Origin of the sequence: Daejeonella rubra (genome assembly GCF_900103545.1) — a bacterium.
GTDB lineage: Bacteria > Bacteroidota > Bacteroidia > Sphingobacteriales > Sphingobacteriaceae > Daejeonella > Daejeonella rubra.
The window spans coordinates 30112-46002 of record NZ_FNHH01000010.1; the positions used below are offsets into that span (position 1 = coordinate 30112).

Annotated in this window: 12 protein-coding genes; all 12 read right to left on the minus strand. The window is 37.1% G+C overall.

The genetic code is table 11. From position 1 onward, the window contains the following. Positions 1-52: 52 nt before the first annotated feature. Positions 53-484, minus strand: coding sequence for a nuclear transport factor 2 family protein (locus BLR27_RS08965; RefSeq protein WP_090704004.1), 432 nt, complete (start codon positions 482-484; stop codon positions 53-55). Positions 485-549: 65 nt separating this feature from the next. After that, complete coding sequence (locus tag BLR27_RS08970; RefSeq protein ID WP_221406316.1) at positions 550-1851, minus strand: bile acid:sodium symporter family protein; 1302 nt, start codon at positions 1849-1851, stop codon at positions 550-552. Between the two features lie 41 nt (positions 1852-1892). Beyond that, positions 1893-2816: an RraA family protein gene (locus BLR27_RS08975; RefSeq protein ID WP_090704007.1), complete on the minus strand. Its 924-nt coding sequence runs from the start codon at positions 2814-2816 to the stop codon at positions 1893-1895. A gap of 111 nt (positions 2817-2927) precedes the next feature. Continuing rightward, positions 2928-4388, minus strand: a complete 1461-nt coding sequence (locus BLR27_RS08980; RefSeq protein ID WP_090704009.1) for a PQQ-dependent sugar dehydrogenase — start codon at positions 4386-4388, stop codon at positions 2928-2930. A gap of 11 nt (positions 4389-4399) precedes the next feature. Beyond that, a complete protein-coding gene (locus BLR27_RS08985; protein ID WP_176767650.1) occupies positions 4400-4864 on the minus strand; it encodes a c-type cytochrome in 465 nt (154 codons plus the stop codon). 219 nt (positions 4865-5083) lie between these two features. Beyond that, positions 5084-5551, minus strand: coding sequence for a RidA family protein (locus BLR27_RS08990; RefSeq protein WP_090704015.1), 468 nt, complete (start codon positions 5549-5551; stop codon positions 5084-5086). A 26-nt stretch (positions 5552-5577) separates the two neighbouring features. Further along, a complete protein-coding gene (locus BLR27_RS08995) occupies positions 5578-6495 on the minus strand; it encodes an SMP-30/gluconolactonase/LRE family protein (protein ID WP_090704017.1) in 918 nt (305 codons plus the stop codon). A 222-nt stretch (positions 6496-6717) separates the two neighbouring features. Continuing rightward, on the minus strand, positions 6718-7260 hold the full coding sequence (locus tag BLR27_RS09000) for a c-type cytochrome (RefSeq protein WP_090704019.1): 543 nt from the start codon (positions 7258-7260) through the stop codon (positions 6718-6720). A 247-nt stretch (positions 7261-7507) separates the two neighbouring features. Next, entirely contained in the window at positions 7508-8815 is a 1308-nt protein-coding gene (locus tag BLR27_RS09005; RefSeq protein WP_176767651.1) for a vanadium-dependent haloperoxidase, read from the minus strand. Positions 8816-8925: 110 nt separating this feature from the next. After that, entirely contained in the window at positions 8926-10596 is a 1671-nt protein-coding gene (locus BLR27_RS09010) for an aminotransferase class V-fold PLP-dependent enzyme (protein WP_090704022.1), read from the minus strand. 43 nt (positions 10597-10639) lie between these two features. Beyond that, positions 10640-12178, minus strand: a complete 1539-nt coding sequence (locus BLR27_RS09015; RefSeq protein WP_090704024.1) for a PQQ-dependent sugar dehydrogenase — start codon at positions 12176-12178, stop codon at positions 10640-10642. Positions 12179-12271: 93 nt separating this feature from the next. Next, positions 12272-15565, minus strand: coding sequence for a VCBS repeat-containing protein (locus tag BLR27_RS09020; RefSeq protein ID WP_090704026.1), 3294 nt, complete (start codon positions 15563-15565; stop codon positions 12272-12274). Positions 15566-15891: the final 326 nt, after the last annotated feature.

Sequence of the window (15891 nt, forward strand, 5' to 3'; positions counted from 1 at the left end):
AAAAAATGCGCAAAATAAACATTTGCGCATTCCTATAATTTACAAGAATTTGCTATTGAAGTCTGAAGGCTTGTCTGGCAAGTAATTTCCACTGTCCGCCTTCTTTTCTCCAAACCATAACATTCCCAATACGAAGGTCGGTTGGTACACCGGCATTTGTTGCCTTGGCAACAAAAATATGTCTGACAATGGCATTTTTTCCAGAAACTGAAATAGTTTGTTCAACTGGAGTAATGCTCGAAAAATTAAATGAACCGTTAATCAGATCATCTACGAATTCGGCCTTATTCTGAACTTTTCCTCCAGAATGACCATAGGATAATCCATCAGATGCTATACTTTCAAGTAGATTTTTTTCAGGATCTATAATTGCCTTGTTCAACTTTTCAACAGCAGCGGCCACAGCCTTCTCATGTTTTGACTGTGCATTTAATGAGACTACAGAAAATGTCAATAATATTAATAATCCAAAAGCGCCTTTCATATATTCATTTTATTTTGAAATAAACCTGGCAGATCTATTTAATTAAATTCAATTTGTTTTTAGTTTTATTTAACAGAACCCTCAGCAGGAACATCTTCAGCAGGTGGTCTGCTTCTCCACCAACTTGCAAGGGCTGATCCGGTAACATTCATCAATGGACCAAAAATTGCCGGTGCAAGCCCTACTGTAGCTATTTTACCCATCTGAAGAGCTAATCCTGATGCCAGTCCTCCATTTTGCATACCTACCTCAAAAGCCACCGTACGTCTATCCTTCTCTGGCATACCTGCTGCCCAGGACACGCCATACCCAAGAACATAACCAGCTAAATTATGTAGCAGACTTGTAATAATAAGCAATAAACCAACTTTCAATAGGCTATCACGACCGGCAGCAGTAATGATAGTTATGATTACAGCAATTCCAACCATTGAGATCATAGAAAGTACTTTACCCATCCATTGATCATCACCTTTTACCATTTTACGAAGTATAATAGCACCAAGCATTGGTAAAATATAGAACCAGAACAAGGATTTTCCAATGGCGCTTAAGAAACCATTAAAATCTGAACCACTTGATTTAATGTATACCAGGTTTGTCAATAAAATAACAACAAAATAACCAATTAGCTGAATGACTTTCGATTTCTGGCTGGCTTCATTTTTAGAGAAAAGGTTAAATATAAAACCTGCAACAATTGGAAGAATGATCATGTTAAGAATATCAAGCATCATGTGCCAGAAGTCTACCTGAATATACTGTCCACCAAGCCATTGCATTAACAATGGAGTTACAAACGGTGATATCAGAGTAGATATAGCACCAATCGTTACAGCAAGCGCAAGATTAGCATGTGCCAGATAAGACATTACATTGGACGCTAAACCACTTGGCACTGTACCTATCAGGATAATTCCGGCGGCTATTTCAGGTGGAAATGAAAATATATGTGCAATCCCAAAAGCAACCAAAGGCATTATAATATAATGTGCACCTACACCAATAATTACCCCCTTTGGCATTTTTATTACACCCGTGAAATCTTCAAAACTCATTTGTGAACCCATACCAAACATAATGATCTGTAAAAGAGGAACGATCATTAATTTTAATTGAAAATCACCTATTGAAGTGAAGTACTGAGGATAAAACATTGATGCTGTAACCGCTGTGAAGATCCAGATGGTATAAGAAAATGCTTTAAAAGTTTTTGTACCTCTCACCCCTATTGCCAAAGCTGTAAAAAATAGGATTAATAATGGTCCGGCATTTGCCTGATTACCCTGAGAAAGGAAGAAAAGAGCTGCTAACAAGCTTAGCCCTGCTATGCCTAATGCTAGAGAATAAATGTTTGACTGTTTCAAAATTTAAGATTTAAGGTTTAGGTTATTTATTTCCTGATAATCTACCAGGTTCTTTTACTCATTATTACATCAAGCTCAGCTCTGGTCATTTTACCTTCTTCAGGATGTTTTTCCATCCATTTAATAAAATCATCTTTCATAGCGCTTGTCCACTCACTGTCGAGCTGACCGCTAGAATATTTTCCTGATTTTATAACTTCAAAGGCATACTTATCTCTTCTTACGATAAATTCGGCAGTTGATACCACCTGTTCAGCTAAATGTGCCGGAACAAATAAAACACCAATTTTACCTGCAATTACCAGGTCGCCGGGTAAAACCATTGTTCGTCCGATACGGATTGGGGTATTTAAGCCCATTAATACCATATCCTCCATAAAACCCGGGTGAAAATCTCTAACAAAGGCATTAAAGCCTTGTATCTCTTCAAGTCCCTGAACATCACGTGCAGCACCATCGAAAATTACACCATTTCCTGATTTAGTATAGATTGAAGTTGCTAATGTACTTCCTATAAGAGAACCTGCTACAACCTTACCAAAACCATCAGCAACATAAACATCTCCTTTAGTTAAAACTGCAATTGGCCATGAATTTGTATTTCCAACACGGCCTTGTTTTGCTCCACGCTCCTTAAGATTTTTTTCAATATCCGGACGGCTTGGCATATACATTGCCGTAACAACTCTGCCTGTGATCATTTCATCATTCAAAGTTTTCCAGCCATGTTCGAACTGATTTACATAACCCATAACCTTTAAAACCTGCCAGGCATCATCAATTCCTATTTTTTTCGCCCTTTCCAGTAAATTATCCGCAATTTTCGGACGGCCATCGGGAAAACGATCGCCTTTCCATTCTGAGGTTAGAAAAGTTAATTCTTCTTTTGGTATTGTCTGTGCTGTTAGAAATCCTGTTGCCGAAACAAGGGACAAAGCTGTAAACACTAATACTTTAATTTTCATAGTTTTAATTTGATAATATAAATAAACAAAAAATATTTATAATTAAGGCTTTTGATCATTTGGGTACAATAGTTTAGTAATGATCAAACCCTTCATGGCGAATGAATTCTTTTATTTTTTTTTAGCTTTCCTGATCTTTTTGGATCCTCCAGGTAAGGTAATCTTCCAGATACTAGCTTCTCTGGCGTCATATTCAATTATATATAGTGCATTTGCCACAAGGATCGCATCTGTTGGATTATTAAAGGAATCAACGATTCTTGTTGTTTTTACAAAGTAATTATCACTTCCGCTATCGTAGCTCAATTTAAGGTGTAGCAGATCCCTACCCTGATCTGTAAAAGGCTTCATCATGCTGGAACGACTTCCAAGGGAGTTTCTTAATACAAAGCCATCCCCATTAAAATCTTTAGATAATACTTTATTTGTATCGAAAACCAGGCCCAGAGGGGAACTATGCGGAGTAAATGTGCTGGTTGTTACACCTGTATTATCTCCATCCAGAATTTTACCGGAATGTCCTCTGTATTCATTCGCATCCGGACCCAGGTTCTGAACTCCCGGCGAAAATTTCACACCTTCCGGGATCCCCGGGAATTCCGGGTCATTTCTGAAATATTTTACTGCCCAGGCATGAGAACTACGTGGAATAAAGGAATCAGTATCAGGATTTGGCTGCCAGTCGGCATATTGCTGCGGGTTTTCAAAACCGCTCATCACCCATGGAAAACCATAATGGCGTCCTTCCCGTATCCAAAACATATCTTCATTATGATCGTAATCCGATGAATTTACTACCGCAAATAAATTGCCTGATTGATCAAGTGCAATATCATATGCATTACGAATTCCTTCGGCATATATATATCCGGCTGCTTTGAGTTTATCCAGGTCATTCGGTAATTCAAGATTCAATGCATCCACTGGAAACCTGAATATTTTAGCAGTCAGGGCATTATCTCTTGCATTTGGGTAGGCTCCTTTATTATCCTGAACTTCGCCATGATCTGTACGTGCGCCGGTGTTTGCATAAATGTATTTGCCATCCTGACTTATCTCCAAAGCATTCCATCCATGATCAAACGTTGTCGCATTAGTACCATATTCTACGGTATTAAATACTACGCTCATAACTGGTTTGCCTGTTGATACCATATCGTAACGAACCATTCTACCTTTAGTACCCTTACCATTATTAACACTGATATTCCCACACAGAAATAATTTATCACCTGAAAAAACAGCCCCCTGAAGACGGGTGATACCATGATCAGATGCAGATAAGATCATCTCAGATACAGGTGTACCTGATGTTGTATTAATTCTATAAATCCCTCCATCAAAATCTGTATAATAGAAGATACCAGTTTGTGGATGAACTAGTAATCTGACAGCTTTTGGGCCAACAGCCATATACTTTTCAACCTGAATATCAGCTCTTAATGCAGCAGGCGTTAATTTTACAGGTGCTGGTCGTCCTGTTCGGGTATTTGTGTTCTGTGCTGAAAGAAGTAATGGGTTTAGAAGTACTATAAGTCCAAATACTATACTAAGTTGAAATGTACGAGTCATTTAAAGAATTTTTATTGTTGTTTTCCCAATTCTCTTAAATAGGTTACCATTTGCCATCTCTGTTCTTCGGTAAGGATCTCCTTAAAAGGAGGCATATTACCTTTCCCATTTGTTAATTTCCAGAAAATAGCACCATCTTTTTGCTTTATTACCTTCTGGTCATGAAAATTAGCTGGTCTGATACCCATGGATCCCCCTGCAGGACCATCGCCATATCCCGTATCACCATGACAAGAGAAACAATACATATTATAAAGTTCTTCACCTTTTGCAATTGTTTCAGAGTTAACAGGCACTTTATTTTTTATTGTATCGGCCCATTCCGGAGCAAGCCAGGCTTCCTGTTTCACAGTATCGCCCAAAGAAGTTATGGTATGATAGTCTTTGGAGTCATGAGAATAATTGTTTGCTGCAGTCAGTATGAAAAGACATACAGTGCTGAGTAGTAATATTTTAAAAATATTGAAATTTTTCATTCGCATAATAGATATTAAAAATCACTTAGAAAATATTCTAAGGCCAAATTCACATTGGTTCATAAACCTTATTAAGGTAAAATCAATGCATCAAACAGATCTCAAAAGAAGATATTCGAAACTGTCAAGTTTCATTTAGACAAGTTAACAGCCAATACAATTTCCGAAGATCTGTATTGGCTGTAAAATTTTATATTAAAGTTGAGACCTTAATTTCGACTAGATGTAAGCAATTGCATCCATTTCAACCAGAGAATCACCCGGTACACCACCTTTAGCAACAGCTATTGTAGTACGAACTGGTGGCTTCTTTCCAAAACGACCTTTATAAACTTCATTCATTCCTTTGTAATCTGCTATATCATTAAGATATACAGTTACTTTTAATACTTTCTCCATAGAAGTCCCAGCCTTGATCAATTCTTTTTCAAGTTCTTTTAATACAATATCAGTATGAGATTTAATGTCAAATGGATCTGTATGTGCACCCTTACCTGCAATGTATACTAATCCATTATGAATAGTATGCCCGGAAAATAACGGCACATTTTGTATGCTGGTGATATTTCCGGCTTCTTTTTCAGGAGCAGCAGCCAGCCCTTTTGCATTAGCTACAGCACCAATCCCTGCAACACCTACTACAGAAGCAAATAATTTCTTCAGTACTGATCTTCTTTCTGTTTTCATTTTATTGTAAATTGATTAAATTAATATTATTTCTTTTTTGACATTACCCACTCGCGTCCGGGCTTATCAACCCTGAAGCTTTCCATATTACCTTTATCCTGAAGAGTAATGTAAGCAGTTCTTCCGTCCTTACCTCCAAATGCAATATTACTTGGCAATTTACCTATTGTGCTAATCTCCCTGATTAACTTTCCAGCTGGAGATAGCTTGGCAACAGTTCCTTTACCATGTCTTGTTATGTACAAATTACCATCAGCATCACATCTCATACCATCCATTCCAAAATCAGGAAATTCGTGAATAAGACGTTTATTACTTATTTCTCCTTTTTCATTCAAATCATACTTCCAGACTTTGCGCTGAACCGACTCATTAACATATAAAAATTTATTATCCGGGCTAACTTCAATTCCATTAGTGGTCCCCATACTGTCGAGCATCGTAAATTTACCATTAGTATCGATACGCCAGATCCTACCAGTATTTTCTTTCCAGTTCGGATCGCTGGCATATAATCTGTCTTTATTATCGATAGCAATATCATTAGGTTGACTCATTCTGGAATTATGAGCAAAAACACTGATAGCTTTGGTTAACATATTAACTTTAAGGATATTATGTTTGGTATAATCTGCAATCAGCATATTACCTTTACTATCGAAACGAATTCCGTTTCCAATACTACCGGCAGGAAGCTCAATAAACAAACTTGCTTTTCCATTAGTAGTAATCTGTCCGATTGTACCTTGTTTTCCATAATTAACAGCATAAACAGTACCTGTTAGTCCAACAGCTGGTCCTTCGGCACCTGAGGTGAAGCTTTTTGCAGGTGTTAATTCACTCGAAACAAATAGCTCCTGAGCTGTACTGATCAGAACAGAACCGGACAATAAAATTGACAAGCACAATGCCTTAGCTATCTTATTATTTAAATGGAAGACCATATTTTGTTCAATTAGAATTAGAATCAGATTTAATATATGAGTAAAAAAAACGGGGTATCCCCTATCAAGCAATAAATATAATCATGCAATCTATACTTCATTGAACCCTGGTTCAAAAACATAGTATAATGTTACAGTAATAAGGATCAAATTAAGTTCCAGATATTGGCATTGATCGCTTATCATTCAAAAGATTTAACGCCAATTTACCCGTGTTAAAAGCTATTTCAAACTCAAAACATACAGAATCATAGCTCTGGCGTCATCATCTGATAAAGCTGGATGTGGTGACATTGGAACTTGCCCCCAAACACCACTGCCTCCGGTTTTTACTTTATTTACCAGGTAATCTATATTAGATTTCGTTTTTTCATATTTATTGGCAACTTCTTTATAAGATGGGCCTAAAAGTTTATCTTGTACCTTATGACAAGCAAAACAATCTGATTTTGAAATAAGCATCTCACCCTTTTTTATATCAGCATTATCAGTATTCTCAACAGCTTTAACTACCGCTGCCGGCTGACTTTCTTTTACTACTGGTTTTGCAGTTACAGTTTCACTTACTTTAACTTCGGCAGTTTTATTTTCAGAAGCAACTGCAACAGTACTTACAGTAGCTGAGGCAGTACTATCTGCAACAGTAATAACTTCACTGGTATCTGCAGAAACCAGAGAAGTTGTATCGGACTCACTTGCTTTCTCTGAAGAACTATTACAGGCAATAAAAAGGGCACATACACCCAGTACTAAAATTCTTTTCATTTTTTTAATAATACTAATTATAGGCTATACGAAATTGTACAGCACAATTCTATTTAAAAAATCCCGGATTTTAAATTAAAATAACAAATTGGATGCCTGCAAGCAGATTTTTTAGATTTGAAGAGAGAATTGTTACACAATAGTTGTAAAAACAATTAAACCGGGCGGCTAAATTCTTTTAAAAAAGATATGAAAGGATTGCAAAAACATCATTACGCTTCAATTCATAAAACGTAATGATGATTAATTAATATAATTTTCCGAGAATAAATTCACCAATTTTTCGGCCTTCGACTAATCCTTCCTCCATGGCTTCTCTGTAATGAATTCCACCATATAAGCGACTTAAAGCAGCCTCCTGTGCAGCCTGTTGAACACTTTCAAATTTTCTGTCTGGCCAGCCCCAGGCTCTTTCAGTATCATCAACAAAGGGAGTGTTTTTTCCATAAATTTTCTCCAATATTGTTGCTGAAGTACTGGATATGATAGAATGTCCACTGGTATATTCAGGAAATGGAGGAGTTTGTAAATATGGCTTCCATGAGTTATCTACGTGCTGATTAATGTAAGTCTCAGGTCTGATTAAGTCATATGTAAACTTTGTATTCCAACAGGCAATAAAAGCATCCATTATACCAATTGAGACTCCAGTGTATGAAAAAACAGTTTTTCCGAAGTCTGCTTTTTGATTTTTACAAACTATCCCGGTAATTCCCATCCAATGGCCACCAGGGGTCATCGCTTTAGTTGCATACATAACGTGTCCTGAAACATTCACTTTAAAGCCATTGCAATCCCAAAAATCAGCAATTGCCTTTTGTTCTACAGTTAATGTTTTACCTGTTTCATAAACTTCCAAAGCAAGGTCATAAAATTTAGTGCCTTTAACCTTACTGAATTCAGCCGGAGGTTTTGGAAGGAACTGGCTGGCAGAATCGATCAATACCGTCCTTATCTTCATCCAGTTTGGCTCAATTGCAGGCATATAGGCCGGTGGAGTTGGCACCCACCTGCTCTCATCAGTACTATTCACAGTGTATTTTACCGCAGATCGAGTTTGTCTATAATTATCCTTTTTACTCCAATCCAAAACTGATTTGCTTACTAACTTCGCATAGTTCTGTGATGCTTCGATCATTTCTTCAGGCATACCATGGTTTATTGCCAATTGAACATGATCATCAATTATGTTCTGGACAGAATCTTTGGAAAATGTCAATTCCTGACCAACATAAGAAAGTGCCAATAAAGCTGACAATTCAGTATTAATTCCCTTATCTGGTAATGGAGCAGATTTGAATCCTGGTAATTTCGAGCTTAGGGATTTGAATTCCTTCGATTTAGTGGCCATTACTTCATATGCAGCGATATTGCTATAGGCATAAATTCTACTGGCTACAGGTGGAGTAAAAATATCATGAGTTATAACTTCAGTTAACTCCCCAACCGCCTTTGAATATAATTCGGGATTCGCGAAAACAGAATCATAGTCATTTTTAGTTGCACAGCCACTTAGCAGAATACATGCAAAGAAGATCAGAAATATCCTTCTCATATCAATATTGAAATAGTTTGTATAAAAATAAAAAAAAACAGCAAAGATGTGTGAAATACACATAATAAGAATAAACATCCGGCTTTTGACACCGGATATTTTCAAATGGATCAGGTTGCTAATGGTGGGCCCTTTGGAACCAGAACTTTTCGTCGAACTGGTTTGAGAGAATTGCGTTTAGCAGTGAATTTTGCAGTGCGGTATTCACCCATATGAATATCACCTGAAAAAGTATCTCCGTTTAAATTTCCAGAAAAATAGAACGTGATCTGATCTCCGGGCTTAGAAAGAGTACTGCTTAATTTAATCTGATCGCCCTCAATCGTACCGCCAATACTTCTTTCATCAAACTGGCTTTTATGAGATCCATTAACCCAGTTCCCATCTTGCTGAATATTGAGGCTATGTTTAATAATACTGCTGAAAAATTTAACATCGACATCCCATAGACCACTAATATTACCTGATGGAGCAGCCATCGCACTAGATTTAGGACTTCGTTTTCTGTTTAGAATTTCAAATACTCTTTCTGCCACCATTTTATCTTCACCTTCCTGCATATGACTTGAAACCAGATCAATAGAAGTAGTTCCGTCACTTTGATCTTTAGATCCAACTGCGACCCTTGGCTTGGTACTTCCAAGCTCTTCGGCGATTTCGTAGCCCGTCACATTGAATTTCGCCGGATCCCATGAAACCCATAATGTTGGGTGCTTATTTGATAATTCAACAGGTTCTGAAATGGATGTTTTAATACCTTCAATAGTAAGCACTTTTTTTGCAATCGTATTTAACCTGTTCATCCAGCTTTTATACTCAGCATCATGATCACGTTTTAACCAGGTTTCCACTGCCGCCATCATACCAATCATTTCTTCACGGCCAACTTTATTATCACGTCCAGGACCATGGTGAGGTGAACTTGCCTGCCATGCAGATTGTAAAATATCCTTTCTTCCAAGCATTAAACCAGCACATTGTGGTCCCCTGATCGCTTTGCCGCCACTATAAGCAACAACATCTGCTCCTCTTTTGATATGAACTGAAGGGATTGTCAGATTTTCTGCAGCAGCATCGATAAGAATAGGAATATTCTTCGGTTTAGCTACACTGGCAATCACTTCAAGAGAAAATGGCTGACCTGTAAATGATCCATTTACAGCATTTACATAGATCATGGCTGTTTTGGAGTTGATCGCTTTTTCTAGTTCAGCAGCATTTGAAACATGAACGATCTTCACTCCAATATTACGAACTGCATGATCATAGGTATTTCTTGAATATAAAGGAATGATCACTTCATTTTTATCAAAACCTGAAAGGTCAGGTATACGGATTAATTTTTCAGGATCGCCACCAGTTACACAAGCGGCAGTTACATGTTTCATTCCTGCGGCACAACCTGCAGAAACCATTCCCCATTCAGATTTGGTTAAGTCAGCTAATCTCTGTCCGATACCTTCTGCCAATTCATCATACTGAACGAAATTATGCGAAGCGGCTTCCATGGCTTGCCGAACCGGAGGGAGTTCAAGGCAACCTCCAATGATGGTATATGCACCTCTGCAATTGATTATTGGTTCCACCCCAATTGAACGAAATATATTATCCTCAGCCATGAAAGAGGTAACAGTAGAAATTCCCTTTGCTTGAGTTGTCATTGAAGATATAACAACTCCGGAAGAACCTTCAGTTGTTTCGGCTAATACAGATTCTTTACCAAGTACAGTTCCAGCCAAAGGAATCATAGCAAGGCCTTTTAAAACATTTCTTCGTTTCATAAGTATCTCTTATTTAATATTTTAGTTAATATCTCTGATATTTTTATAACTTCTGCAGGGGTATTAACCTCACAAGAATACCTGTATCTTCAGTCATCGCATATAAAAACTGATCCGGACCATATACAACTTCCCTTATCCTGCCAAGATTATGCAGAAGAGCTTCATCGTGTACGAAAGTGTCATCTTTCATAACAAGCCGATAAAGTTTTTTAGTTGCCAAACCACCAATGAAAATATTCCCATCCCATCCTGGATAACGGTTACCATAAACAAAGTCAAAATCAGATGGTGCAACTGCGTAATGATGAATGGGTGGTTCAATACCCTCTTTCAGTGGACTTTCTGAAATAATTGCCCCACTGTATTCCAGACTGTAAGTTGCTATTGGCCATCCATAATTAGCTCCAGGCTTTAAAATATTCAATTCATCACCTGCTAATTCCCCAAATTCAACAACCATCATTCTTCCTGTTTTTGGATCCCGGCGCATACCCTGATGCATCCGATGTCCATAGGAATAGATCTCAGGTAAAGCACCGGGAGTATTGACAAAAGGATTGTCCGGGGGAATACTACCATCATCATTAAAACGCATCGTTTTGCCATCGTAATTTGAAAGACTTTGAGCATTCTTCCTGTCACTATGAATACCAACTGAGAAAAACAGATAGCCCTTACTATCAAATCCTATTTTACTTCCAAACCAGTCGCCATTATTTTTAAATGGGCCGGCTTTATATAGAGTTTTCTCTTCAATCAGCTTATTTTCAACTAATTTAGCACGCATTAAAGCGGTATAACCACCTGTGCCTGCACTTTTAACAGGCTCAATAAAATAAGAAAGATAGATCAATCTGTTCTTTTCAAAACCAGGATGAAGCTTTATATCACGGAGGCTTCCAGGAATATTCCCTGAAAGTGTATCAATTTGTTTTCCATTCTTAAATCGCAATATTTTACCACTTCTTTCTGCAATTAAAAGCGTTTGATCTGGTAAAAACGCCATACTCCAAGCTCTCTTAAGGCCTTTGGCAACAGTATCAACCATTAATGCTAACTCTTCGGAGGCTATAGCATTAGTAACTTTTTGAGGCAAGGGAAAATAAGGACTGGGTATTGTTTTATCGATCTTATAATTCTTTATTGGAAGTGCCTTAGACAATGAATTAAGATCCTGTTTGGCGAACTGACGTATATAAGCGATCAGCTGCCAGCGTTTTTCCTCAGATAAAGCCGTGCCATAGGCTGGCATGATTCCTTTACCATTACTTAACTTCCAGAAGATAGCCCCATCTTTCTGAGCAGTTACCACTCTGCTATGAAAATTTGCAGGCTCTATTTTATACCTGCCAGGTTGCCCGTCACCAAGACCATTCTGCCCGTGACATGTTACACAAAGCATGTTATAGAGCTTTTCACCCTCTCTAATTACCTGAGGAGAAAATGGAAAGGGACTTTTAATTGTATCAGCTGATGCAGGTGCTTTCCATGGCTCCTGCTGAATGTATCCGGAGGTAAAAGAAATTAAAATTAAAGACCCCAGTCCAACAAGCAAAAAAGCAAAACTTCTATTTTTCATTACACTATTTAAATTTAAATCAACTTGTTAAAATACTTATAATCAACAAATTAAATTTTAATAAAAGACCTCCCAGAATTCAAATCATGCAGGTCACTTAATTTTAATCACCTGTGCTTCAGCATTATTGATACCAAAAACAAACTGTACACCAGCTTTTTTACCTGAATCAATTGTCTGAAGGCTTCTCACATTTCCACGAATATTTAAACCGCTTTTCCATTGAGGCACGTAGGTGAACGCACCATTTCCTGAGCCAGTTAATAAGGTACCGTTACTAGCTGTGTACTGTCCAAATTTGATTCTGGTCCATGAATTATTTCCTGCAAATAGCAGGTCCTTTTTACCGTCACCGTTTGCATCGAAAGATGCTATGCCATAAACAGGAGCATATTGCGCCTCAATTGGCAAATGGATTAATTTAAATCCATTTCCTGTATTCTCAAGATAGATAGTTTCAAGAATTTCGGCTTTAAGCACCTTTGCATCTTTTAACTGATCTGATGTAAACAGATCGGTAATTGTTGCATTTGCATATTTATGATATTCCAGAAAATTCTTTTTAATAACCGGAAGCTGGTCTGAAAGATCATCACGGGAGGCTGCAGGATAAGATACACCATCAATATAGTAGCAGAAAATTGGGTCAATAGAACCATTATCATCAAAATCTTTGAAATAAATATTCAATGGCTCCTTTTCACTTGCTTTGAACTGTGCATTTAGTCCAAGATTACCAATAATAAGATCTTTATCGCCATCATTATCCATATCATCTGCATATATGCGATTCCACCAGCCTGTAGAGCCAAATTTTATATAGGTAGAGGAAACATCTTTTAATTTGCCATTTTGATTTAGAAACACCTTTACAGGCATCCATTCACCAACTAAAATGAGATCTTCTTGTTTATCTTTATTCAAATCAAGCCATATAGCATCGGTAACCATTCCTATTTGCTTAATTTCAGGAGCGATACGAGCTGTTCCATCTGTATAATTCCCTTTGCCATCATTGAGAAGAATTTTACTTTCAGGAGCACTTGGATACATTCCAGGAACCAATCGACCACCAACAAACAGATCCATATCGCCATCAGCATCTATATCTGAAGCTTTTACAGTTCCGGTACTGATCAACATGGCCGGAAGTGCATTTACTTTTCTGGAGAAATTACCTTTACCATCATTAATATAAAGACGATCCTGCAATAAATTATTATCCGGTGCAAACTCATAGCCACCACTAGCGACATACAGATCCATATCCCCATCATTATCTATATCAAGAAATTCTGCTGCAGTATCTTCAGATTGTGCATCTGCATCGAGAGCTGGAGAAGGTTTTCCAACAAATTGACCACCTGTAGTCTGTATGAATAATGACCCGGCTTGTCCGGCTGCTCCGCCAATAAACAGGTCTTCGATTCCATCCCCATTTATGTCAGCTTTTGCCATACATGGCCCCTGCCTTGACAAATAATTGGGTAATAAAGTCTGAATGGTAAAATCGTTAAAAGAGTTTTCTTTATGAGTATATTTTATTGATGATGAATTAGTTAAATAGGCTTCAGAGCCTGGAAAAGGAAGATATTGAGGAGCCTGACTAGCATTCTTCAAATCAACAGTAATTGTTTGGTTAACCTTTACGTTATTCATTTTTTGAATTTTATCATTTGGCCAAACTATCACCAAAGAATCCAGCACCTTTGTACTACCCAAACCAAAATTTAATATGGGATCCACTGATGATTGAAATCCGCGGACAGGGATCTGCTCCTGAAAGTATTTCTTTCCTTTACTGTATGCTATAACTTTGGCTCCAATACCCCATGAGTTATTTTTGTCGCCGTTTAACTTGACTTTCAAGTAGGAATTCTTGTTAAAAAGTTCAGTATTATTCCTGTAGATACCTGCATAATCATTGGTATTACTAACAATTAAGTCCATATCACCATCATTATCGAGATCTGCATAAGCAGCACCTGCAGAGATCCCCGACTGATCAAGTCCCCATTCCTTATTTTTATTTTCAAACCGGTCATTTCCGGTATTGTGAAAGACATAATTAGGCATCTGAATGGTAGGCATTTTTTCAATAAAGTCCTTAACAGTGGTCTCTTTTCCCTCCTGCCTTGATTTAATTGTTTGATCCATTGTAAATTTCAAAAAATCCATGTCGGTATAATCCTTCACGTATCCATTTGTAATAAACAGATCCTTATGACCATCATTATCTAAGTCAGAAAAAAGAGCAGACCAGCTCCAATCCGTATTTGAAATTCCTGCCAACTGCCCTATCTCAGAAAATGTTCCGTCTCCATTATTTTTTTGAAGCATGTTCCTGCTAAATTGATAGTAAAAGCCCTTTTCAAATAAAAATTGCATTTTATCAAAATTTTCTGAACCAGAATGCATCTTTTGAGTTTTGTTATCTTCCGGAAGCATGTCCAGCGTTACCAGATCAGGTAATCCATCATTATTGAAATCAGCCACATCCGATCCCATGGAATACATGGATATCTGATCCATGCTTTCTGTTAGCTTATCGGTAAATGTTCCATTTCCATTATTGATGAACAGATAATCAGGTTCATTAAAATCATTTGAAACATAGATATCTGGCCAGCTGTCTGCATTTATATCAGAAACTGCAACACCTAATCCAAAAGTTAATACATTGGAAGTAATACCAGCTTCAGCACTGATATCTTTAAAAGAACCATTATCATTCCGATACAGCTTATTTGCAAAATCCGGGTTCTGCTCTTTACGCAACTGCACATTTTCCTGAACTCCGGTACTGTATTTCTGTAAAGAGTGATTAATCAGGAACATGTCCAGATCCCCATCTTTATCATAATCAAAAAATGAGGCTTGAGTAGAATAACCCTGATCTGCAAGGCCATATTCTTCAGCCTTTTCTGTAAAGGTGAGATCGCCGTTATTTATAAACAATAAGTTTTTTCTGCGGGCTGGGTCTATATCAGCTGAACGACAAACATAGATATCAAGGTTGCCATCTCCGTTAATGTCAACCATTGTGGCACCAGTACACCAGCCCTGTAATAAGGCAACGCCACTTTTATCCGTTATGTTTTCGAATTTAAAATTTCCTTTATTTAAGTAAAGTCGGTTTTTAACCATATTTCCTGTAAAAAACAGATCCTGAAGCCCATCGTTATTGATATCACCAACAGAAACTCCTGCACCATTATAGAAGTAGGAATAGTTCATTACATTTAAATCCTCACTTTCCTTGAGCATATTTCTGAAATCTATATCAGTATCACCCTTATCCATTTGGGTGAAAAATTTGTTATCATTTCCTCCGCAGCCAGTAATTAACAGAGATGAAATGATTACAAAAAATAAGTTTTTTAGCATACTATTTGATTTAAAAAATCCTTTTTATGAATACAATTTGAGCGATAGAGCTAATCTGAATATTTCAAAACAAAACTGGCTAGTACAATAAAATACAGGTAATAAAACAGGTCTTGTCTATTAGATTTTATGTGCCAATTCTCTGAAGAAAAAAATCAATTCAATCACTAAATATAAAAAAATTAGATTAAAATAAAACCCTCATTATTAAGAATAAAGCGCCTTATATGGACATTAGAAAATATTTCCATATTAGTACTAAAAGTATGATATTTAAATGCTTAGCTGATATTAAAAGCAAAAAAGCCTTCCCGAAATATATCGGG